The following is a 21,099-nucleotide window of genomic DNA, read 5'->3' as shown; positions in this document are numbered from 1 at the left end:
GGTTTTTATTCATAAAATTGATTTATCTTTAAAACATAATAACCAAAATATTAAGCTCTACAAAAGGGGACTAAGAAGCCTTGAAAATGATTCTTTGAAACGAATCCATAAGGATCTTTTTGAATATTGGTCGGCTGTTAAATGTGTGGATAAGTCCATGTCCTTTAAGAAATCGTCTGTCAGCTCATTAGCAATCTGTTCACTATAAATAAAGGCGTTTACTTCAAAGTTGAGTCTAAAGCTTCTCATATCAATATTAGCAGTTCCAACTGAAGCGATTTTTCGATCGACTAAAATTGTTTTTGCATGGATGAATCCATTTTCATATATATAAATCTTTGCTCCTGCTTTTAACATTTCTCCAATATAAGAATAAGTGGCCCAGTAAACAAACATATGATCCGGTTTATTAGGAATCATAATTTTAACGTCTATTCCTGAAAGAGCTGCAATTCTTAAGGTATCCAGCAAACTGGCATCAGGGATAAAATAAGGTGTTTGGATATAAACACTTTCTTTAGCAGACGTGATCATTTTTATATAACCATTTTTTATTTGTTCCCACTCTGAATCAGGTCCGCTTGAAACGATTTGCATTCCGATATTACCAATAATTTCTTCAATCTTACCAGGAAAATATTCAGGCGAATATTGAATTTCATGGAGATGAGAAGCTTGATTCCAATCAAGAATAAATCTTGTTTGAATGGCATAGACAGCTGTACCAACAATACGTAAGTGAGTATCTCTCCAATATCCAAATTTCGGGTGAAGTCCTAAGTATTCATCACCAACATTAAAGCCGCCGATATAGCCGATTTTCCCGTCAATAATTCCTAATTTTCTGTGATTGCGATAATTTAATCGCAAATTGATGAGGTGAAATTTACTAGGAAAAAAAACTTCAACAAAGCCGCCAGCTGCCCGCAGCTCTTTAAAAACCCTTTTACGTAACGTTCTTGAGCCGAGCTCATCATATAATAAGCGTACTTCTACTCCTTCTTTTGCCTTTTCAACAAGTAAGCTAATAAGATCGGAGCCGATCCCATCATTCTTCAAAATATAGTATTGTAAATGAATAGATTTTTTAGCATTTCTGATATCTTCAAATAATTGATCGAATTTTTTATGACCATCTGTAAATATCTGAACAGCATTATTCTCCGTAAGTACTGCATCATTATTAAATAAATTCATATAAATAAGATCTTGGTTTTTTCTAATGACTTCATTTGTTGTCCGCAATTGATTAGAACTTATTTGCAACAGTTGAGAAGCTAAAATTGGCTCTATGCCAAGTTTTTTTCGGCCATCCCATTGAAATAGTTTTCTATTTCGTAGATTTTGCCCGAAAAGTAAATATAAGATAAACCCAAGAATGGGGATAAAGGTCAGCACCATTAGCCATGCCCATGTTGCAATAGGATCTTTTCTTTCGAAGAAGATAACAAGAAAAGCAAAAATGATATTAAGTATAATAATTACACTTAAAACAATTGAATAGATGTGCATCGAATTTTGTCCTTTCTCACAAAAAAAGCAATAATATGTGCGATAAAAATAAGATAGAGTGTGTATATGACTGCTCTAAAATAAATATCCTGTATAATTATAGGGTAAAAGGGTAAAACTTTGTACTATTTTGTATTTATTTTAAAAAAGAAGAATTTCCCTTTTTTCTTTAATGTGATAAAGTAAAGATAAAACGAGAAGTACTTACTTAATAAATAATAACAAAGTTGTTTATGCAAGATATATGGTTTTTAACCTCAAGACTGCTAGCTTAAATCTCACCATAGATTAAGTTTTATGTTGGAAAAAACGAGTTAAAGTAAGGAGCTTTTATGGAAGAATTACATCTTGGTATGCTACTCTTTTTAATTGCCGCTGGATTTATCGCAGCATTTATCGATTCCGTAGTTGGCGGCGGCGGACTAATCTCATTACCGGCTCTATTGTTCACTGGATTGCCGCCGCAGATTGCGTTAGGAACAAATAAACTTGCTTCCACTATGGGCTCATTAACAAGCTCGATCTCTTTTATAAGGCATGGAAAAACAGATAAAAATTTACTATCAAAACTCTTACCTCTTTCCATTATTGGTTCTGCAATTGGAGTTTATGTAGTACAAAAAATCCCATCAGAATCGCTCAAGCCGCTGATTCTTGTTGTTTTAATTGTAGTGACCATTTATACCCTTACGAAAAAAGAATGGGGAATTCATTCTACATACAACGGAATGACGAAAAAGAAACTCTTATTTGCTCTATTTATTGTACCATTAATAGGATTCTATGATGGTTTTTTAGGAGGAGGAACGGGTTCGTTCTTTTTATTTTCCTTTCTTCTGATGGGATTTGATTTTGTGGAATCTGCGGGAAATGCTAAAGTTCTTAACTTTGGAAGTAACCTTACAGCACTTATTGTTTTTTTATATTATGATTCTGTGTATTATTTATATGGGCTTGTGATGGGCATTGCCATGATTTTAGGAGCATACATTGGTTCTAGAGTAGCTATTGCGAAAGGGTCTAACTATGTAAAAATATTATTTGTCTTGGTCTCCGCTATTTTAATTGGAAAAAATATATTTGATTATATAACAAATCCATAATATAAAAGGCTGTTTGCTATCCTAAACATTTTGTTTGGGATGTCAAACAGCCTTTTTATAGAAAATTAATGGAGATTTCGATGGGTAAAGATTGGGTTATTCGGTTTTCGATAATCTTCACTTGCAAATTTACCCTTTAAACTTTCAATTAAATAAAGACCCATTAAATCATATAATTCTTGTTCATTTAATTCTTGGATTATATGTAATAAATCTTCTCTACTCATTTCCTCTAAAAAAGCAAAGGCAAGCATATCGATATCCTCTTCATCACCAGTTAATTTATTTTTATATAAGTTATATAGTTCATCTACAATTTTCATCATTGTTTCCTCCTATTTCAGCCAGTTTTAAATGTAACCGTTTTATTTAACCGTATTATATATGATTACATCCTATTATTACTAGCTATTATGTGAACATTATGTTAAAGAATAATACAAATATTCATGTGCCATTCTAATTACCATACATGAAAATTCACTCTGAAAATAAATATCATTAAGAACTGTCTCTTCTATAAAAAATATACCCTATTTTAGTGGAAAAAACTCCTGTTTCAATGGTAGTATTTGCTATGATAATAATAGACAGTAAATCAGCTTAATGGCATGCTGTTTGCTTTAGTATGCAAGCTACTTATATTAATAATACATAATAATGGAGTAGGTATGGAAATATTTTATGATCAAAACAACAATTTAGTGAAACTTTCATTTGTAAAAAATGAATGGAACGAAGAAGCAAGACATGTATTAGTTATCTGTCAGTATAAAGATCAATGGTTATTAACAAAACATAAGGAACGTGGATTGGAGTTTCCAGGTGGAAAGAGAGAAACGGGCGAAACTACTATTCAAACAGCTCAGAGAGAAGTGATGGAGGAAACAGGCGGCATTATAAAAAGTCTGCAATGGATTGCAGCTTATCAGGTTTTTGGGGAGGTTCCTTTTTTGAAGGATGTATTTTTTGCAAGAATCAGTCAGTTAAGCTCCAAAGAGGATTATCTTGAGACAGATGGTCCTGTTTTGATTACTGGCAATATAATAAAAAAGCGATGGAAAGATTCCTTTAGTTTTATTATGCAGGATGAGGTCATCCAATTTTGTATATCTTATATTGAAAATGAATTATTAAGCAAAAAGAAGGGGTAATATAGGAGAAAAAAGGAAAGGAGCAGATAGTATGCAAAATGGCGATATAATAGAGAAAATTCGATTTCCATCTCCTAACCCTTCCATTGATTTATTTTTAGTTACTTATTATGTCGATGGTTTACGAGTAAAAGGAATGCTCGCTTCACCAAATGATGGGAAAACTTATGACGGCTTTCTTTATCTAAGAGGGGGTATAAAAAATGTTGGCAAAGTCCGTCCGGGAAGAATTATTCAATTTGCATCCGAAGGCTTTGTAGTCTTTGCTCCCTTTTATAGAGGGAATCAGGGTGGCGATGGAAATGAAGATTTTGCAGGAGAAGATAAAAATGATGCTATAGCAGCATTTACACTCCTTAAGAATTTATCGAATGTTCAGGATGTCCATGTATTTGGTTTTTCAAGAGGAGGAGTTATGGCTCTATTTGTAGGTATTTACTGCCCTGTAAAATCAATTGTTACATGGGGCGGCGTAAGCGATATGTTCTTAACATACGAAGAACGTAAAGATTTGCGCAGGATGATGAAACGAGTTATCGGGGGAACTCCTTCTAAATATCCAGACAGATATGAAGAAAGAACTCCGCTTTATCAATTAGAACAAATAAATGCTCCTACTCTTATTATTCATGGGAAGCTGGATAAAAATGTTTCGATTGATCATAGTCTCAAATTAGAAGAAAGATTAAAACAACTCGGAAAAGAAGTAGACTCTTGGTATTTTCCAGAGTTTACTCATTACTTTCCTCCAGCTACAAATCGAAAAGTGGTCACATCCTTAACCAGTTGGATGAAAAAACAAACGGAAAGGATGGTAAAATAAAAAATAAGCTTTATTATCTTAGTTGATGTTCCGATTTTATGGTCATGCAAGGAGCCTTGATTGCCGGTAACATATTACGAAAGAGAAAAAAATAGAGAAGGGGAATGTAAAATGGGCATGCCTTTAGAATTAAATACAATGATTGTTACAAAGGGAAAAGAAATAAGATTAGAAGAAAATTTATTTTTGTTAGAAAAAGAAGATTATCGTTTATATCCAATGAATATCCCGTTAGAGGTAAGAAGAACAAAAACTGCTGAGATATCGGGGATTGCTACGATTGAAAAATTAGAATGGGAAAAGAATAAAACATCGATTACTTATAAATTGATTTCATTAAATTCCACAAATTAATGAATAAAGTGAAAAATGATTGACATGTATTGATGGATTAAGCTATCATTTTACCTTGAACGGATACTCTCTTATCCTGAGCTGGTGGAGGGACTGGCCCGATGAAACCCAGCAACCTACTATGTGAAGAAAATTACTGAATCATTCATGTTTACATGTAATGGGACAGACATTCTCTTAGGAAAGGTGCTAACCTGAAGCAAGGAAATTCTTCCTTGAACGATAAGAGTGAAAGGTGCGAATTGATTTTACTAGGAGCCTTTTCACTAATGAAAAGGTTTTTTGTGTAAAATGAATTATTTATCTTTTATAAAAATGTATATTTTTAGATGTGTGTTTTTATTAGAAACAAAAATCTTCGTTATATATATTATATTTTTAAACATTTTTTCAGTTTTACATATAATAATGCACGGAATTGACTTCGGATAAAAACGCCATTTTTACTTCATACTATCTAGGGAATGAGTACCGTATCAAGATAAGGTTAAGGAGTGCAGGAAGAAACCACACTCTACTTTTTTCTAAAATAAGGAGGAAATCAGATGTCAACAAAACGTCGCTTGTTTACTTCTGAATCGGTAACTGAAGGTCACCCAGATAAAATTTGTGATCAAATTTCAGATGCTATTTTGGACGCTATATTGGCTAAAGATGCTAATGCAAGAGTTGCTGCTGAAACTTCTGTAACAACAGGTCTAGTACTCGTTGCAGGTGAAATAACTACTTCTACATATGTGGATATTCCAAAAATTGTTCGTGAAACGATTAAAGAAATAGGATATACACGTGCAAAGTATGGATTTGATGCAGAAACAAGTGCAGTATTAACTTCTATTGACGAGCAATCCGCTGATATCGCATTAGGGGTAGACCAAGCTCTAGAAGCTCGTGAAGGTAAGATGACGGATGAGGAAATAGAAGCAATTGGTGCAGGAGATCAAGGCTTAATGTTCGGATTTGCATGTAATGAAACTAAGGAACTTATGCCTTTACCCATTTCGTTAGCACATAAATTATCAAGAAGACTAGCTGAGGTTAGAAAAGAAGAAATCTTACCATATCTACGTCCAGATGGTAAAACACAAGTTACAGTCGAATATGATGAGAATAATAAACCAGTGCGCATTGATACAATTGTAATTAGCACACAGCATCATCCTGAAGTGACATTAGAACAAATTCAGCGCAATATTAAGGAATATGTAATCAATCCTGTTGTACCAGCTGAATTAATCGATGAAAACACGAAGTATTTTATTAATCCTACTGGACGCTTCGTGATCGGCGGACCACAAGGTGATGCTGGATTAACTGGACGTAAAATCATCGTTGATACATATGGTGGATATGCACGGCACGGCGGTGGAGCGTTTTCAGGAAAGGATCCAACAAAAGTTGACCGTTCCGCAGCTTATGCAGCACGTTATGTAGCAAAGAATATTGTCGCTGCAGGATTAGCTGATAAAGTAGAAGTACAATTAGCGTATGCAATCGGCGTAGCGCAGCCAGTATCTATTTCTGTTGATACGTTTGGCACAGGGATTGTCTCAGAAGATAAACTAGTAGAAGCAGTTCGTGAAAATTTTGACCTGCGCCCAGCAGGAATTATTAAAATGCTCGATCTTCGCAAACCAATATACAGACAAACAGCCGCTTACGGACATTTTGGCCGTACGGACATCGATCTACCATGGGAACGTACAGATAGAGCAGAGCTAGTAAAAAAAGCAGTAGAAGCATAAAAATTATTTCTTTTTGTTAACAAAAAGGGTATATGAAAATTAGCATTACAATTTCATGCATTGCTTAAAGTGGTAGGGGTGAGACTCCTGTGGGATTAGCGAGACAGTCTGAGCCCCTGCAGGTTGAAGGCAAACTGCGGCTCAGCGCGTGCTCACGGAAAGCAGCATTCCGATTCAAAGTGATTAATATATATGCTATACTCAAACTTCTTCTTCCAAAATACAGGAGTTTGCGGTTAATCTGAAAGAAGTTACAAGAAAGTGTAACTTCTTTCTTTTTTTTTCGTCTAATACTTAATGATGACAATTGTTTTACATGTATAAAAAATAAGGATGGAAATGCTAATAACTGATTTATATATTTACACTATTTATGTTAAAATAGAAGACTAAGTGAAGATTTTATAAAACTTATTACCTATTAACATCTATTCTATTTAAGCGTATAGTAAAAAATTGATTATAGTTCTGCTATTAGAACAATGAGTTAGTTATAGATGTCTCAATGCATGTAGGAAAAGAAATGGAGAAGGTGAGAGCAATATGTGTGGTTTTGTTGGCTGTGTACATGAAAAAGCACAGAACTTTCAAGAAGAACAAAAAGAACTATTTGCAGGAATGAATCGTGTTATAACACATAGAGGTCCTGACGATGAAGGATATTATTATGATAACCACATTCAATTCGGTTTTCGCCGATTAAGTATCATCGATATTGAAAGTGGGCATCAGCCTTTAACATATGAAAATGAACGTTATTGGATAATCTTTAACGGAGAAGTATATAACTATTTAGAAATAAGAGAAGAGTTAGTGAAGGCGGGATTGACCTTCCAAACAAATTCAGATACAGAAGTAATTATTGCTTTATATAGCCATGAAAAGGAAAAAGCGGTAGAGAAATTACGTGGTATGTTCTCTTTTATCATTTGGGATAAACAAGAAGAAACATTATATGGAGCACGCGATCCGTTTGGAATTAAACCATTCTTTTATTTTGATGACGGAGAGAAAACATACTTTGCTTCTGAGAAGAAAAGTATATCATTGGCATTAGAAAGTGATGTTATTGATTATCGTTCTCTGCAGCATTATTTAACCTATCAATTTGTTCCTGAGCCTTATACGATGTCAGAGGGAATTAAAAAGCTAGAACCAGGCCATTATTTTACCAAAAAAATTGGTAAGCCAATGGAGATTAAACGTTATTGGAGAGCATCCTTTAAACCTGTTGTAAAGCAAGAGGACGAGTATACAAAAGAAATTAAAGATGTGTTGTTTGATAGTGTGAAAATGCATATGAGAAGTGATGTTCCTGTTGGATCATTCCTTTCAGGAGGCATTGATTCATCCATTATTGCCAGTATTGCCAAGGAATTCCATCCAAACATTAAAACATTTTCTGTAGGATTTGAACATAATGGATTCAGTGAAATCGATGTAGCAAAAGAAACAGCTGATAAATTAGGATTAGAAAATATTAGTTATATCATTACTCCACAGGAATATATGAACGAAATTCCGAGAATTATGTGGCATATGGATGATCCTTTAGCAGATCCAGCTTGTGTGCCATTATATTTTGTTGCCCGTGAAGCAAGAAAGCATGTAACAGTTGTTCTATCTGGAGAAGGTGCAGATGAATTATTTGGTGGATATAATATTTATCGGGAACCACAATCTCTTGAAGTATTTAATAAAATTCCGAATGTCGGAAAAAAATTGTTACGAGCTGTAGCAAATATTCTTCCAGAAGGCGTGAAAGGAAAAAGTTTTATTGAACGCGGAGTTACACCGATGGAAGAAAGATATATTGGAAACGCGAAAATGTTCTCTGAGTTGGAAAAAGAAAAACTACTTTCTGTCTACAACAATGGTTTGCATTATCGTGATATTACTAATCCATTATATGAAGAAAGCAGAGGGTATGATCCTGTGGATCGTATGCAGTTTATTGACATTCATACGTGGATGCGTGGGGATATTTTATTAAAAGCGGATAAAATGACGATGGCTCATTCACTAGAATTACGGGTACCATTTTTAGATAAAGAGGTCTTTAAGGTTGCTTCTAAAATTCCTACTTCCTTAAAAACGGCGGATGGTACAACAAAATATATTTTACGAAAAGCAGCAGAATCCTTTGTTCCAGAGCATGTACTAAATCGTAAAAAGCTAGGTTTCCCTGTTCCAATTCGTCATTGGTTAAAAGATGAAATGAATGACTGGGCGAAAAACATTATTAAAGAAAGTGATACAGATCACTTATTAAATAAATCGGTTGTTCTACAGTTGCTAGAAGACCATTGTCAAGGTAAAGCAGACAATAGCCGTAAAATATGGACCGTACTGATGTTCATGGTTTGGCACAGTATTTATATTGAAAAAAAATATTCCTTCGAAAAGGAATATTTAAAAGAAGGAAAGGTAGCAATTAAGAATTAATCGTAATTGCTTGACTTCCCATTTGCACCCAGGATTCTTTGAAATCCTTTATGGGTGCTTTTTTATTTTTTTCTCCTGTAAGTGGATCATTAAAGTAGACAAATGTTTCATCATAGCCAGTAATAAGAACCGAGTGCTCTGAATAAGTTATTTTTACAGTTCCGCTTGGTGTGTTCCATGTCCGGAATTGGCTCTCTGGTAACTTTTTGAATGTTGAATTTGTAATGACCCATACAGGTCGATTATTTGATAGATGATTTTTTATTTCCTCAAAATCAGATCCAGTGAAATCGACAATAGAGTCTGGTAAATATTTCTCCGCTAATGCAGCAATTGGTTTATGGTATACACCTAAACCTGGACCGCTTAATGAGTACATATCCCCAATAAATCCATCATTCGGATGTCCATAATAAATTTTACCATCGACTCTTGTATAGGGAGTAGTATCTTTTTTAATTTGCTTTGCTAGTGTCATTTTATCGACATCTACATCTGCATATTGAAGCAGCATAGCAAGACTTGTTACCTCACAGCCTCGTGGAAGCTCTGGTAACTGGTTTAAAATAGGCGCATCTAATAATACAGATTCTTTTATTAAATTTGTTTCCTCTTTTATGGATATGAGGGCTTTTCGAGTATTCTGTGTGGCAAACTCCTTCGCATAAACAATTGCTTGATAGCCGTCTCTATTTATAAGTAGAAAACTAATTGCAATCATGGCGAATATCGTAAATAAATAGAGACTTTTGACAAAGATGCTTAGTTTATTTCTTACTAATAAATATAATAAGAAAAATAAAGTAATCAATGAAATTACTATTATTGTATTTGATTCCATTTAAATATCACCTAATCAATTTCTTTATTAAATTATATCGGCTTGAAAAAAAGTTCTTTTAGAAAATATATAAATTGTCACAAAATTTCCTTTCTTTAAGTTAATGTGGGAACTTTCTAAAAAAATGGTAACCATTTTTGCGTTCCTTTTCCCTATTTTTCGACAAATGAAACCATTTTAGTATACCATTTTTTTTGAATAATGATGAGGTTTGTATTATAAAGGTACATTTCTAAGTAATTTGCTATAATTAAAGTAACTTTGGCTCATAATAAAAAAGCTGATCTTCGTTTATTCGCATTTATTATAATGATTATATTACAAAGCAAATTTTTATTTTTTCTCAATAATTTGCTGGTTTGTTAAAGTTGGATAAAGCTAATTTAGATTTTTTACATGGGATGGAGGAGCTTTTATGTGGAAATGGGAAGCTGAGGGAAACGCGAAAGCGGTCATTGTTATTGTTCATGGAGCAATGGAGCACCATGGTAGATATGGCTGGCTTATCGAAATGTTTCGGTTAGCTGGTTTTCATGTTGTAATGGGAGATCTTCCTGGACAGGGAATGACAACTAGATCTGATCGAGGACATATTGATTCATTTGATGAATATACAATAGAAATTAAAGACTGGATTCAAGCTGCCTATCAATTTGATCTGCCTATTTTTTTATTAGGGCATAGTATGGGTGGCCTTGCTTCTATCAGACTTCTCCAACAGGAGAAATTAAAGATAGCAGGCTTGATTTTATCTTCACCATGCTTAGGGCTGATTAATTACCCCTCCAAGCTGATGAGTTTAGTATCACTTCTCTTGAATAAAGTGGCCCCAAAGCTAAGGGTTAATTCCGGTTTAACGATTGATATGGCAACTCGTAATGCAGAAGTAAGAGAAATTGATTCAAATGATACCTTATATATAACAAAAGTTTCTATCAGATGGTACCGAGAATTGATTAATGCAACAAAGAAAGCCTTTGAAGACATAGCCAATACGCAAGACTTGCCCCTTTTGCTTATGCAAGGCGGCGGCGATTTAGTTGTAGATAAAAAAATGGTAAAAACCTGGTTCAATATGATACCATTATCTGAAAAGAGATATAAAGAATGGCCAGAGTTTTATCATGAAATTTTTAATGAGCCAGAAAGAGATGAAGTTTTTGAATACACGAAGGATTTTATTAATAGTCAATTGAAAGCAATTGGTTATATTGTATAAGCGAGGTTTTTTATATGTCAGTTCCAAAGATGCCATTAACATTAATGTCAAAAGTTTACTTAAAGGTTTTTCCAGTTGTCCATCAGGAATTAAGTTATTGGACGCAAAGGGCAGGGAGTATTCCTAATTTAGAATTAAGAAAACAAGCATTAGCAAGTATTGAGAATAAAACATTTCATTGTGAAGGTGGCTCCATCATGGCTCTAATTGCCATGAGTAAGTACAAAGAAGTGATTAAATTTATTGTAGCCTACCAAACGATAAGTGATTATTTAGATAATCTTTGTGATCGAAGCACTTCGCTTGACCCGAAAGATTTTTCTGCTTTACATGAATCAATGGAACACGCTTTAACAGTTGGAGCTAAACCAAGTAATTATTATCGTTATCGAGAGGATCAAGATGATGGAGGCTATTTATATGATTTAGCTAAGACATGCAGAGATACGCTGTCAAAGCTGCAGAATTACGGAAGCATTAAGGAACAGCTTTTAGAATTATGCCGCTACTACTGTGATTTACAGATACATAAACATGTGATAATGGAAGAACGGATTCCTCGACTGAAATTTTGGTTTGAAAAAAATAAAAATCATGTCCCTAAAATGGAGTGGTATGAATTTTCTGCTTGCTCTGGCTCGACTTTAGGAATTTTTTGCTTAGTCTCTTATGCATTTCGTGATGATTTTGATGATTCTTATCCGGCGCTAATTCGAGATGGATATTTTCCTTATATTCAAGGACTGCATATCTTACTGGACTATTTTATCGATCAAGAAGAGGATAAAATAGGTGGCGACTTAAACTTTTGTTTCTATTATAAAAATGAAGAGGAATTATTTAATCGTTTAAAGCATTTTGTAACAGAAGCCGATCGCCATACTAATAAACTCCCTCATCAAAAATTTCATAAACTGATTAACAGAGGTTTATTAGGCGTCTATTTATCTGATGAGAAGGTAAATAAGCAACGAAATATCCGCAAACTTGCTAAAAACATGATAAGGACATCTGGTCCAATCGGTTATTTTTTCTATCTGAACGGAAGAGCCTATAGAAAGTTTCAAAAAGTAATACCGATTGGAGCATTGAGAGCATTGAGCAAATAAGGACCACCCGTGAGAACGGGTGGTTTTCTCTGCGGCTGAAAGCCTTTATTACTGACCAAACCCTAAAGGGCTACTGAAAGGTTCGCCAATTGTACTACTTCTACTGGCCAGACCTCAAAGGCCTTCTCTCCTAATTTTTTCGTTTCTTTTTCTTCACTTCTTCCCCTGTAAATGGATCAATATATTCCATCATTGTTAATTGTTCTGCGACTATATCATCTTGTATTTGATTACGGATATATTCTTCAATTACCTTTTTGTTTCTTCCTACCGTATCTACATAATATCCTGTACACCAAAATTTTCGATTTCCATACTTATATTTCAATTGTGCATGTCGATCAAATATCATCAAGCTACTTTTCCCTTTTAGATAGCCTACGAATGCTGATACACTTAATTTTGGCGGAATACTCACTAACATATGTACGTGATCCTTACACGCTGTTGCTTCTATTATCTCCACGCCTTTCCTCTCACATAAGGTACGTAAGATTTGCCCAATATCTTTCTTTATTTTCCCGTAAATTATTTGTCTTCTATATTTTGGTGCAAATACTATGTGATACTTACAATTCCAAGTTGTGTGTGCTAAACTATTATTGTCTTTTGACATAAGGACTTCCTCCTGGCTATTTATTTTCGGTTGGCGAACCAAAAAATATTTTAGCACCAAGAGGAAGTTTTTTAATACCACGCTGTAAGCTTTTTGGAACCCTAGGCATAGCCCAGGGTTTTCTTTTCTATAATAAAAATAGACAAACTCCCTGGAAGTGGAGTTTGTCTATTTTTACTCTATTGAGCTATGGGCACTTGTTATCCGCAGGAGAAAAACGTCCATAGCTCCATTCCATTTCATTTCGTTTTTAAAGGTATCCTTTGGTAGGAAGTTATAAATATTAATACTACTTTTTCTCAATCGCGATAATAAAAGGAGGATTATTAATGCCGTTTATAAACTGATAACGAAGCACATGAGCTTCCTGTTGATTTATATTTTCAACATAGGTAATAAGTTTGTCCCGTTCAATAGCTCCCTCTGGATGACCATGATAAATCACTAATACAATAATTCCTTCTTTAGACAGGATTTGAAGTAGCTGTTCGATTGCGGCAATAGTTGTTTCAGCCTTTGTGACAATCGACTTGTCCCCACCAGGTAAGTAGCCTAGATTAAAAACAGCTCCTGTGACTTTTCCGTGGTACTGAGAAGGAATCACATTCATTATATGCTCATGTCCGCACAAATGAAGAGAAGCAGCTTCTTGCAATGCTTGATTAATTAGCTTGTCCTTTGTCGCCAGTAAAGCAGCTTCCTGAATATCAAAGCTGAATACCTTTCCTTTTTTTCCAACAAGATTGGCTAAAAAAACGGTATCATGACCATTTCCCATTGTAGCATCGATTGCAATATCTCCGGCCGATATTGCTTTTTCCAATAATTGATGAGCAAATGGAATGACTCTGTCTAACTTCATTGTGTCACCTTCTTATTTGCCTGATAAAATTTACCTTGCCAGCTATTGCGGCTTTTTAATTCTGCATCAATTTTGTTTAACACTTCCCACTTATTTACACTCCACATTGGTCCAACCATTAATTCAATTGGTCCATCTCCAGTAATTCGGTGAATAATCATTTCTGGTGGTAATATTTCTAATTGATCGCAAACCAATGATATATATTGATCAAATGTTAAAAATTCCAGGAGGCCCTTTTCATATTGCTTGACCATCGGAGTTCCCTTTAATAAATGAAGCAAATGGATTTTAATTCCTTGTACATCTAGCTCGCTAACGCTTTTGGCTGTTTCCATCATCATTTCGTTCGTTTCCATTGGTAAACCATTAATAATATGGGAGCAAATACGAATATTATGCTTTCTCAGCTTATTAACGCCTTCCACATATGTTTGAAAATCATGAGCCCGATTAATAAGGTTTGCGGTTTTTTCATGAACGGTTTGAAGACCTAGTTCTACCCATAAATAAGTACGTTCATTTAGTTCAGCTAAATACTCGACAACATCATCTGGTAAACAATCTGGGCGTGTTGCGATAGAAAGACCAACGACATTTTCCTGCTTAAGCACCACTTCATATTTTTCTCGAAGTACATCAACAGGAGCATGAGTATTGGTGTACGCTTGAAAATAGGCCATATACTTTCCGTCTTTCCATTTCGTATGCATCTTGTTTTTTATATCATGGAATTGCTTTTCAAGGCTATCCACACGATTGCCAGCAAAATCGCCAGAACCAGCTGCACTGCAAAAGGTGCATCCACCATGAGCTACCGTGCCATCTCTATTCGGACAATCAAAGCCGCCATCTAGGGCGATTTTGAAAACTTTGTGACCGAATTCATTTCGAAGATGATAATTCCATGTATGATATCTCTTATTATCAGAGGCAAATGGGAATGGGTTATTCTGATTCATATCAGTGTAACCTCCTAAGTAATTTTAATTCTTTTTTTTGTCATTTCCACCTAAGCATTTTAACATGACTCAGTACTTTATCCAACAGAATTTCTTCATCAGTTAAGAAAAGGAAGTAATAGGAGAGGGACATTAGACAGATACTACTTGTGAAGCAATCTGCTTCTAATTGAAAAGATTGTTGGGAGGTTATTTTTTGGCTACTCGTGATTCCATGAGCGACTTACTACAAAGATGTAATGATGTAATCAATTTTGCAGAGCAGCAATATGAAGCAGCAAGACGTCAGGAACATTTTAATGATACGGAATATACGGATGCACAAATGCAATTAGAGAATATTTACAATGATTTGCACACGATGGATCGCAGTGCAAACCAGCAGCAAAGAGAAGAACTGCATCGCATGCGATTATTGATAGAGCAAATGCAAAATCAAATGACATTAAGATTGCATTAAGGGGGAATTAAAATGGATAAACGTTCGAAGAAAAATAATCCAGAACAAAAAACACGTAATGGGATAAATAATCAGGATGTAGAGCTGGGGAAAGATGTTGATCTAATAAAAGCAGCCAAAAAGAAATATGAGAATTCTGGAGGCCAGCCTGCTAAATCCAAATCAAGACAAGAATAATTTATTAATAAAAAATGTCCCAACGGCATGAAGACTGTTGGGACATTTATATCAATTTGTTTTAGGCGTTAACTTAGAAGCTTCTTTTGTTGGATAATCATAGAAAAAGGCTGTAAACAAGCTAATTACAAGCAGTACGACTAATATAGGCACAAGCAAAGTCATACCACTGCTGTCTACAAGCATGCCTCCGACAAGTGGACCAATCATTCTGCCACCAGTTGCTGTACTGTTTACGATTCCTTGGAAAAATCCTTCCTTCCCTTTAGGAGCCAGCTTATCAGCAATGGTCGGAACTGCTGGCCAAATAAGCATTTCTCCGATTGTTAAGATAATCATCGCCGCAAGAAAACCAGTAAAGAATTCCGCTTTTCCTACAATAAGGAAGGAAACAATAAAAATGCCGATTCCAATAAGCATTTGTTTCTTTATAGATGTACAAACTTTTTTGGTGAAAAAAGAAATCAGCGGTTGGCCGAATACAATAAGACCACCATTAACAGCCCATAATAAACTATATTGTGTTAAAGGAATACCTAACTCCTGTGTATGGGTAGAAATGGTAGCTTGCCATTGGACATAGCATATCCAGCACAATAAATAACCCAATCCTAAAATTCCGAGAGAATACATAGCAGGACTGCCTTTTAACAAATGTTTTCCCTTTCTTTTAGAAGCAGTACCATTTGTAGAGGGAAGAACATCTGCTTTTACTTGAATGTTTTTATAACTAAAGAAGGCAATAAGGAAAAATACCCCATACATTAGGGTGTTTGACAAGAAGATTAATTGGAACGAATAAGAAGCGATAAAGCCGCCAATTGCTGATCCTAGTGCCACGCCAACGTTTTGCGCAACATAAATACTATTAAAAGCTTTTCTTCCTCCCTCTGGCCAAACATTCCCTGCCATTGCGTACATGCTAGGATATATAATACCTGATCCAAAACCAGATAACGTAAAGAATGTACAATAAGCTTCCCAATTGTGGAACAGAGTCAATCCTAGTAAAGAAAAGGCGGTTAAAGAGATTCCTAATAAGATGGACGGATATCCCCCTAATTTATCGTAAAGAATGCCTCCGATTAAATTACCGATAACACTTGCTCCTGAATTAAGCATAAGAATAAAACCTGCAACCGTAAGTGTTTTTCCTAAATGCTCATGAATGTATATACTATTTAAAGGCCAAAGTAAGGAAGATCCTGTAACGTTAACAGCCATTCCAATAACTAAAAGCCATAGAGAACGAGGCATAATAATGCTCCTTTTCAACTTTATTCTTAAATACCAAAATAAGTGTAGTTGCTTTTTAACAAACCTGCAATAGAATAGTGCCCATTTTTATATAGGCGGAATTTTCTGATAGAAAAGTGCGAGGAAAAGAGTTTTTGAAGAGTAAATTAAGAAGAAAAGTCAATTACAATAATTTTAATATTTAATTTGTTTGAAAAATAAGTATTTTTCTAATAAAGTAGTAATAACCCCCAAATTAAGCATGGAGAGAGGATAAAATAAATGACGAAAATATGTTTAATAAGGCATGGAGAAACAGATTGGAATGCACTGGGAAGGATTCAAGGAAAAACAGATATCCCTTTAAATGAAAATGGCAAGAAGCAGGCAGAACAATGCCGTGACTATTTAAAGCATTCAGAGTGGGATGTCATTGTTACAAGTCCTCTAAAAAGAGCAAAGCAAACGGCGTTGATTATAAATGAAGCTTTGCAACTAGAAGTAGTAGAAATGGATGAATTCATGGAGCGTAGTTTTGGCGATGCGGAAGGAAAAACAAGAGAGGAACGAGCGATTCTTTATCCAGATCACCAATATCCAAACCAGGAATCGAGAGAAGCTCTCGTAAAAAGACTAACGGACGGCCTCGAAAAAGTTATTTGCCGGTTTCCAGACGAAAAAGTATTGTTAGTTGCTCACGGTGCAGTTATCCATACATTATTAACCATAGTGTCAGAAGATTCGCTCAAAATAGAAAAATATTTATCAAATGCTTGTATTAGCAATATTCAGTATAAAGAGAAGCGTTGGGAAGTGAAAGATTACAACTTGGTTGATCATTTAGTGGAGATACCTGAATAATGATTGGAAGGGGCAGTGATCAATGAGCGATTTTGGTGCATATATCGATAAAAATATTTCATTGAAACCAATAAAACGAGGAAATTTGGATGGGTTGACTTTCGCTGTAAAGGATGTTTTTACAATTAAGGACTATCTTTCCTCTGCAGGAAATCCAGATTGGCTTTCTAGTCATCCCCCTGCTAAAGAAACAGCACCTGTGATAACTAGCTTGCTGAATAATGGTGCCCGGCTGCAGGGTACAACGATCACAGATGAATTGATGTATAGTTTAAATGGAGAGAATTTTCATTACGGAACTCCAGTCAATCCTAAGTCTCCTAATAGAATTCCAGGTGGTTCCTCCAGTGGTTCAGCTGTTACGGTTGCTGCTAAGCAGACGGATTTTTCCTTAGGGACAGATACAGGAGGATCGATAAGAATTCCATCTTCTTATTGTGGGATATATGGAATCCGCCCCTCCCATGGAGTAGTGAATATAGAAGGAGTCATCCCTCTTGCCAAAAGCTTTGATACCGTTGGATGGATGGCAAATGACGCAGAAATTCTAAATGAAGTTGGAAAAGTACTTTTACCTGTCCAAAGAGACGGCTCTTTTACGAGATTTATCATGGGAAGTGATGCATGGGCATTGGCCGACCAAGAAGTACATAAAGCTTTTGCTCCTTTATTGGAGAAATTAGAACAGTCGGTACCTAACTACGTAACAACGGTTATAGCAGAAGAAGGTCTACAAGAGTGGTCTGAAGTCTTTAGAATGTTGCAGGGCAGAGAAATTTGGCAAGAGCATGGAGAATGGATTCAAAAAGCAAAGCCTACGTTTGGTCCGGGAATAGCAGAAAGATTTAAGTGGGCTAGTACTATAAAAGACGAAGATTTAGCACCATATCATCAGTTGAGACGTAAAATTCAGCAAAGAATGGAAGAACTGCTTAAAGATGATGCAGTTTTGATCATTCCTACAGCTCCAGGAATCGCACCTCTTTTAAATCTACCTGTTTATGAATTAGAAGAAAGAAGAAAGCAAACCTTTCAGTTGTGCTGTATAGCAGGATTAACAGGTTTCCCCCAAGTGAACATACCATTAACTACAAGCAATGGAGTACCAGTAGGTCTTTCTTTTATAGCTGGTAGAAACCAAGATAGAAATTTACTTCAATTAGTAGCTGAGTGGGTAAAGAAATGGTAATGATATAACCTTAAAGGAAATATAGGCATATTATAAAAGAAGTAGTGAACCTAGTTTTTACAAGAGCGTACTAAGTACCGTATGTAAATGAATAAATACAAAAAGGAAGACCTTTTTTCTTGTAGAATTAAGTTGTTCCACACACAAATTCAAAGTAAGAGGGTCTTTCCTATGAACCAGTTAACAACAGCTTTTGTCGATGGTCTAGTAAAAAAAACAAGAGATTACCGAACAATTTCGTTTATACCTTGAATAAGCAGTCCATGCGCTGCTTGCAGCCGAATTAACAGAAGAAAACACAAAAATTATATCTATTACGCACTTTACACGTTCTCCCATTACAAAGAAAGCAGATGATGTTTTATTAATAGGAACGAGAGAAAGTGTACTTCGAGGCGGTTCCTTGTCGACAAAGTTTACCCAATTATTGTCATTGATATGTTATGCTTGGGGGTGAGAACCGGTTAAAAGAAAAAGCATTGAAATATAGAGAAGCGACTGCAAAAGCAGTGGTTGACAAAGCATAAAAGTATATTCACGAGAGGAGTAATTTGATGATTGAGAAACTAAAGGGAGGATTAATCGTTTCTTGCCAGGCATTGGATTCTGAGCCATTACATGGTTCAGAATTTATGGCAGCAATGGCGCTTGCTGCAAAAATAGGGGGAGCTGTAGGAATCAGAGCAAACGGTTACTCGGATATCAAAAGAATTAAAGAGAAAGTAGATTTACCTATTATAGGGATTCTAAAAAAACATTATCCAGGCTATGATGCATTTATTACCACAACTAAGGCAGATGCACAGCTTGTGGCTGATGCGGGCGCCGACATTATTGCGATAGATGCAACCGACCGTTCAAGGGCAGAAGATTTACAGGAATTAATTGATTTTATAAAGGATAACCTTAACAAAAAAGTGATGGCGGATGTTTCCACGCTAGAGGAAGGTATACGTGCAGAGACTATGGGTTGCGATTTCGTTGGTACTACCCTAGCTGGATATACAGTGAAAACGCAACATTTGAAAAATGGTCCAGCCTTTGAATTATTAGAGAATCTTGTTAAAGCAGTAAACGTTCCTATCATAGCTGAGGGGAGAATTGAAACGCCAGAAGATGCCAGAAAGGCATTAGAGCTTGGTGCTTTTTTTGTTGTAGTAGGTGGAGCGATTACACGTCCTCAGGAAATAACTAAACGATTTGTAAAGGGTATGAACAGCTAAAATACATAAGGTGTCTTGTCGAGATTTAAGATAGACAATCAATTATAAAAGGAGCTGATTCAAATGAAAAGAATTCCACTTAGTATGGTGATAAAAGATTTGTCGCATATTCCGCAATACCCGCTTCCAGCTGAATTTCGAATTAGGTTATTTGAAAAAGGTGACGAACATCATTGGGCGTTTGTGGAGGCGAGTGTAGATGAATTTGAAAGCAAAGAAGCTGCTCTAGCGCATTTTTATAAAGAATTTGGACCATATATTGATGAAATGACAAATAGATGCTTGTTCATCGAGAATAAAAAGGGAGAAGTGATTGGAACAACAACGGCATGGTATGGTGACTTAAAAGGAGATGGAGAAATAACAGGAAGAATTCATTGGGTAGGAATTGTCCCTGCATATCAAGGACAGAAACTCTCCAAACCTTTACTAAGCGAGGCGATGAATATCTTGGCTAAATATCACTCAAAAGCCTACCTTACATCGCAAACAACAAGTTACCAAGCAGTTAATATGTACTTAAACTATGGGTTTAAACCGTTTATCAAAGCTCCAAGCTGTCATGAAGCTTGGTCCTTATTAGAGGATACTTTAGACCGAAAAATATTAAAGTGAGCCAATTTTAAAATTTAAGTAACTACTTGAATCTGAATAATCCTTTTTTGGAGAATTTAACGGTTGCTTTCCACTGAAAGTGCTCAAGTAGTCTTTAATTGTAAACTAAACTATTGAAACAGGTACGGAGTTAGCTGCAATAAGAATAATATATGTGATTAAATTGTGTAGGCATTGGAAATAATGAAAACAAGCTGAGAGTTAGATGGGTACCTATCATGCTGAAGTTTATGCGTTGCTTCCTCAAGCAGAATTAGTTGCTTTGTGTGAATACAATGACAAAAGAAGAGCTGAGGCTAAAGAAATAAAGTATATAAAGAGGATCTATAAGTAAGTCTATAAAAAATTGTTCATGTAGTTTTAGTCATTGATGTGATGTCAAGAAGATGGGTTTAAAATGAAAATGGCAAAATTCTAATGAATGTTTGACTATTATTAAGTTACAAAACGAATAATTTAATTTCTCTTATTAATATTTACTTAATCTGAAAACTACTTGCAACATACATTAAAATACAATACAATAAAAAACATATATAAGTAATCAACACGGATAAGGAATAGTAAAGATGCCCTTTTGAAAGAAGAGAACT

General features: G+C 35.1%; 21 protein-coding genes, 1 pseudogene, 1 riboswitch and 1 other annotated feature (1 of these 24 only partly in view). Of the genes and pseudogenes, 15 read left to right on the top strand and 7 right to left on the bottom strand.

The window, feature by feature from the left end:
- Positions 1-57: 57 nt before the first annotated feature.
- Positions 58-1,512, bottom strand: coding sequence for a cardiolipin synthase (cls, locus tag MHH96_RS23510; protein WP_047944538.1), 1,455 nt, complete (start codon positions 1,510-1,512; stop codon positions 58-60).
- A gap of 332 nt (positions 1,513-1,844) precedes the next feature.
- Here cls and MHH96_RS23505 point away from each other — a divergent pair, with 332 nt between their 5' ends.
- On the top strand, positions 1,845-2,615 hold the full coding sequence (locus MHH96_RS23505) for a sulfite exporter TauE/SafE family protein (RefSeq protein WP_047944537.1): 771 nt from the start codon (positions 1,845-1,847) through the stop codon (positions 2,613-2,615).
- Between the two features lie 65 nt (positions 2,616-2,680).
- On the opposite strand, the gene MHH96_RS23500 is transcribed toward MHH96_RS23505, so the two are convergent.
- Positions 2,681-2,938 carry a DUF6154 family protein gene (locus tag MHH96_RS23500; protein ID WP_047944536.1) on the bottom strand — a complete coding sequence of 86 codons (258 nt, stop codon included), beginning with the start codon at positions 2,936-2,938 and terminating at the stop codon, positions 2,681-2,683.
- 348 nt (positions 2,939-3,286) lie between these two features.
- On the opposite strand from MHH96_RS23500, the gene ytkD reads away from it, so the two are divergent.
- The 5 genes from ytkD to asnB all read left to right on the top strand — a co-directional run bounded on the left by ytkD (position 3,287) and on the right by asnB (position 9,136).
- Complete coding sequence (gene ytkD, locus MHH96_RS23495; protein ID WP_047944535.1) at positions 3,287-3,769, top strand: RNA deprotection pyrophosphohydrolase; 483 nt, start codon at positions 3,287-3,289, stop codon at positions 3,767-3,769.
- A gap of 31 nt (positions 3,770-3,800) precedes the next feature.
- Complete coding sequence (locus MHH96_RS23490) at positions 3,801-4,592, top strand: alpha/beta hydrolase family protein (protein ID WP_047944534.1); 792 nt, start codon at positions 3,801-3,803, stop codon at positions 4,590-4,592.
- A 111-nt stretch (positions 4,593-4,703) separates the two neighbouring features.
- A complete protein-coding gene (locus tag MHH96_RS23485) occupies positions 4,704-4,946 on the top strand; it encodes a DUF2584 domain-containing protein (RefSeq protein WP_047944553.1) in 243 nt (80 codons plus the stop codon).
- Positions 4,947-5,014: 68 nt separating this feature from the next.
- Positions 5,015-5,175: riboswitch (SAM riboswitch) on the top strand.
- 316 nt (positions 5,176-5,491) lie between these two features.
- The gene (gene metK, locus MHH96_RS23480; RefSeq protein ID WP_047944533.1) at positions 5,492-6,691 is read left to right on the top strand and encodes a methionine adenosyltransferase; all 1,200 of its coding nucleotides are present in this window, start codon (positions 5,492-5,494) and stop codon (positions 6,689-6,691) included.
- Positions 6,692-7,234: 543 nt separating this feature from the next.
- A complete protein-coding gene (asnB, locus tag MHH96_RS23475) occupies positions 7,235-9,136 on the top strand; it encodes an asparagine synthase (glutamine-hydrolyzing) (protein ID WP_047944532.1) in 1,902 nt (633 codons plus the stop codon).
- Here the strand turns inward: asnB and MHH96_RS23470 are convergent.
- Positions 9,126-9,977 (bottom strand): C39 family peptidase, encoded by an 852-nt coding sequence (locus MHH96_RS23470; RefSeq protein WP_047944531.1) that lies wholly within the window; start codon positions 9,975-9,977, stop codon positions 9,126-9,128. The two genes, asnB and MHH96_RS23470, sit on opposite strands and share 11 nt — an antisense overlap.
- Positions 9,978-10,392: 415 nt before the next feature.
- Here MHH96_RS23470 and MHH96_RS23465 point away from each other — a divergent pair, with 415 nt between their 5' ends.
- A complete protein-coding gene (locus MHH96_RS23465; RefSeq protein WP_047944530.1) occupies positions 10,393-11,196 on the top strand; it encodes an alpha/beta hydrolase in 804 nt (267 codons plus the stop codon).
- Between the two features lie 14 nt (positions 11,197-11,210).
- On the top strand, positions 11,211-12,305 hold the full coding sequence (locus tag MHH96_RS23460) for a tetraprenyl-beta-curcumene synthase family protein (RefSeq protein ID WP_047944529.1): 1,095 nt from the start codon (positions 11,211-11,213) through the stop codon (positions 12,303-12,305).
- Positions 12,306-12,435: 130 nt separating this feature from the next.
- On the opposite strand, the gene tnpA is transcribed toward MHH96_RS23460, so the two are convergent.
- The 3 genes from tnpA to MHH96_RS23445 form a co-directional block, all read right to left on the bottom strand.
- Positions 12,436-12,921, bottom strand: coding sequence for an IS200/IS605 family transposase (tnpA, locus tag MHH96_RS23455; RefSeq protein WP_047944525.1), 486 nt, complete (start codon positions 12,919-12,921; stop codon positions 12,436-12,438).
- Positions 12,922-13,210: 289 nt separating this feature from the next.
- The gene (locus MHH96_RS23450; RefSeq protein WP_047944524.1) at positions 13,211-13,783 is read right to left on the bottom strand and encodes a tRNA (mnm(5)s(2)U34)-methyltransferase; all 573 of its coding nucleotides are present in this window, start codon (positions 13,781-13,783) and stop codon (positions 13,211-13,213) included.
- A complete protein-coding gene (locus tag MHH96_RS23445; protein WP_047944523.1) occupies positions 13,780-14,745 on the bottom strand; it encodes a TIGR01212 family radical SAM protein in 966 nt (321 codons plus the stop codon). The genes MHH96_RS23450 and MHH96_RS23445 overlap by 4 nt, the downstream gene beginning before the upstream one ends.
- Before the next feature lie 196 nt (positions 14,746-14,941).
- Here MHH96_RS23445 and MHH96_RS23440 point away from each other — a divergent pair, with 196 nt between their 5' ends.
- Both MHH96_RS23440 and MHH96_RS23435 read left to right on the top strand, forming a co-directional pair.
- On the top strand, positions 14,942-15,205 hold the full coding sequence (locus tag MHH96_RS23440; RefSeq protein WP_047944522.1) for a YtzC family protein: 264 nt from the start codon (positions 14,942-14,944) through the stop codon (positions 15,203-15,205).
- A 12-nt stretch (positions 15,206-15,217) separates the two neighbouring features.
- Positions 15,218-15,382 (top strand): hypothetical protein, encoded by a 165-nt coding sequence (locus MHH96_RS23435; protein WP_047944521.1) that lies wholly within the window; start codon positions 15,218-15,220, stop codon positions 15,380-15,382.
- A gap of 51 nt (positions 15,383-15,433) precedes the next feature.
- On the opposite strand, the gene MHH96_RS23430 is transcribed toward MHH96_RS23435, so the two are convergent.
- Complete coding sequence (locus MHH96_RS23430) at positions 15,434-16,639, bottom strand: MDR family MFS transporter (protein WP_047944520.1); 1,206 nt, start codon at positions 16,637-16,639, stop codon at positions 15,434-15,436.
- Positions 16,640-16,900: 261 nt separating this feature from the next.
- Between MHH96_RS23430 and MHH96_RS23425 the strand changes: the two genes are divergently transcribed.
- The 5 genes and pseudogenes from MHH96_RS23425 to MHH96_RS25700 form a co-directional block, all read left to right on the top strand.
- On the top strand, positions 16,901-17,479 hold the full coding sequence (locus tag MHH96_RS23425) for a histidine phosphatase family protein (protein WP_047944519.1): 579 nt from the start codon (positions 16,901-16,903) through the stop codon (positions 17,477-17,479).
- A gap of 22 nt (positions 17,480-17,501) precedes the next feature.
- The gene (locus tag MHH96_RS23420; RefSeq protein WP_047944518.1) at positions 17,502-18,668 is read left to right on the top strand and encodes an amidase; all 1,167 of its coding nucleotides are present in this window, start codon (positions 17,502-17,504) and stop codon (positions 18,666-18,668) included.
- 554 nt (positions 18,669-19,222) lie between these two features.
- Positions 19,223-19,891 (top strand): N-acetylmannosamine-6-phosphate 2-epimerase, encoded by a 669-nt coding sequence (locus MHH96_RS23415; protein ID WP_047944517.1) that lies wholly within the window; start codon positions 19,223-19,225, stop codon positions 19,889-19,891.
- A 63-nt stretch (positions 19,892-19,954) separates the two neighbouring features.
- Positions 19,955-20,506 carry a GNAT family N-acetyltransferase gene (locus MHH96_RS23410; RefSeq protein WP_047944516.1) on the top strand — a complete coding sequence of 184 codons (552 nt, stop codon included), beginning with the start codon at positions 19,955-19,957 and terminating at the stop codon, positions 20,504-20,506.
- A gap of 205 nt (positions 20,507-20,711) precedes the next feature.
- Positions 20,712-20,837: pseudogene (locus MHH96_RS25700) on the top strand (gfo/Idh/MocA family oxidoreductase); the annotation flags it as partial.
- A gap of 210 nt (positions 20,838-21,047) precedes the next feature.
- Positions 21,048-21,099, top strand: a binding site (T-box leader) (it continues 173 nt past the right edge of the window).

Origin of the sequence: Niallia sp. FSL K6-0212 (assembly GCF_038007605.1) — a bacterium.
In the GTDB taxonomy this organism is placed as follows: Bacteria; Bacillota; Bacilli; order Bacillales; family Cytobacillaceae; genus Niallia; species Niallia circulans.
Note: the sequence above shows the minus strand (reverse complement) of the source record. Positions and strands in the feature narration are given on the sequence as shown.

What these genes read in the sequence shown, in the direction of transcription:
- cls (WP_047944538.1), bottom strand. Translation starts at nt 1,512, where the DNA reads ATGCACATCTATTCAATTGTTTTAAGTGTAATTATTATACTTAATATC.
- MHH96_RS23505 (WP_047944537.1), top strand. Translation starts at nt 1,845, where the DNA reads ATGGAAGAATTACATCTTGGTATGCTACTCTTTTTAATTGCCGCTGGA.
- MHH96_RS23500 (WP_047944536.1), bottom strand. Translation starts at nt 2,938, where the DNA reads ATGAAAATTGTAGATGAACTATATAACTTATATAAAAATAAATTAACT.
- ytkD (WP_047944535.1), top strand. Translation starts at nt 3,287, where the DNA reads ATGGAAATATTTTATGATCAAAACAACAATTTAGTGAAACTTTCATTT.
- MHH96_RS23490 (WP_047944534.1), top strand. Translation starts at nt 3,801, where the DNA reads ATGCAAAATGGCGATATAATAGAGAAAATTCGATTTCCATCTCCTAAC.
- MHH96_RS23485 (WP_047944553.1), top strand. Translation starts at nt 4,704, where the DNA reads ATGGGCATGCCTTTAGAATTAAATACAATGATTGTTACAAAGGGAAAA.
- metK (WP_047944533.1), top strand. Translation starts at nt 5,492, where the DNA reads ATGTCAACAAAACGTCGCTTGTTTACTTCTGAATCGGTAACTGAAGGT.
- asnB (WP_047944532.1), top strand. Translation starts at nt 7,235, where the DNA reads ATGTGTGGTTTTGTTGGCTGTGTACATGAAAAAGCACAGAACTTTCAA.
- MHH96_RS23470 (WP_047944531.1), bottom strand. Translation starts at nt 9,977, where the DNA reads ATGGAATCAAATACAATAATAGTAATTTCATTGATTACTTTATTTTTC.
- MHH96_RS23465 (WP_047944530.1), top strand. Translation starts at nt 10,393, where the DNA reads ATGTGGAAATGGGAAGCTGAGGGAAACGCGAAAGCGGTCATTGTTATT.
- MHH96_RS23460 (WP_047944529.1), top strand. Translation starts at nt 11,211, where the DNA reads ATGTCAGTTCCAAAGATGCCATTAACATTAATGTCAAAAGTTTACTTA.
- tnpA (WP_047944525.1), bottom strand. Translation starts at nt 12,921, where the DNA reads ATGTCAAAAGACAATAATAGTTTAGCACACACAACTTGGAATTGTAAG.
- MHH96_RS23450 (WP_047944524.1), bottom strand. Translation starts at nt 13,783, where the DNA reads ATGAAGTTAGACAGAGTCATTCCATTTGCTCATCAATTATTGGAAAAA.
- MHH96_RS23445 (WP_047944523.1), bottom strand. Translation starts at nt 14,745, where the DNA reads ATGAATCAGAATAACCCATTCCCATTTGCCTCTGATAATAAGAGATAT.
- MHH96_RS23435 (WP_047944521.1), top strand. Translation starts at nt 15,218, where the DNA reads ATGGATAAACGTTCGAAGAAAAATAATCCAGAACAAAAAACACGTAAT.
- MHH96_RS23430 (WP_047944520.1), bottom strand. Translation starts at nt 16,639, where the DNA reads ATGCCTCGTTCTCTATGGCTTTTAGTTATTGGAATGGCTGTTAACGTT.
- MHH96_RS23425 (WP_047944519.1), top strand. Translation starts at nt 16,901, where the DNA reads ATGACGAAAATATGTTTAATAAGGCATGGAGAAACAGATTGGAATGCA.
- MHH96_RS23420 (WP_047944518.1), top strand. Translation starts at nt 17,502, where the DNA reads ATGAGCGATTTTGGTGCATATATCGATAAAAATATTTCATTGAAACCA.
- MHH96_RS23415 (WP_047944517.1), top strand. Translation starts at nt 19,223, where the DNA reads ATGATTGAGAAACTAAAGGGAGGATTAATCGTTTCTTGCCAGGCATTG.
- MHH96_RS23410 (WP_047944516.1), top strand. Translation starts at nt 19,955, where the DNA reads ATGAAAAGAATTCCACTTAGTATGGTGATAAAAGATTTGTCGCATATT.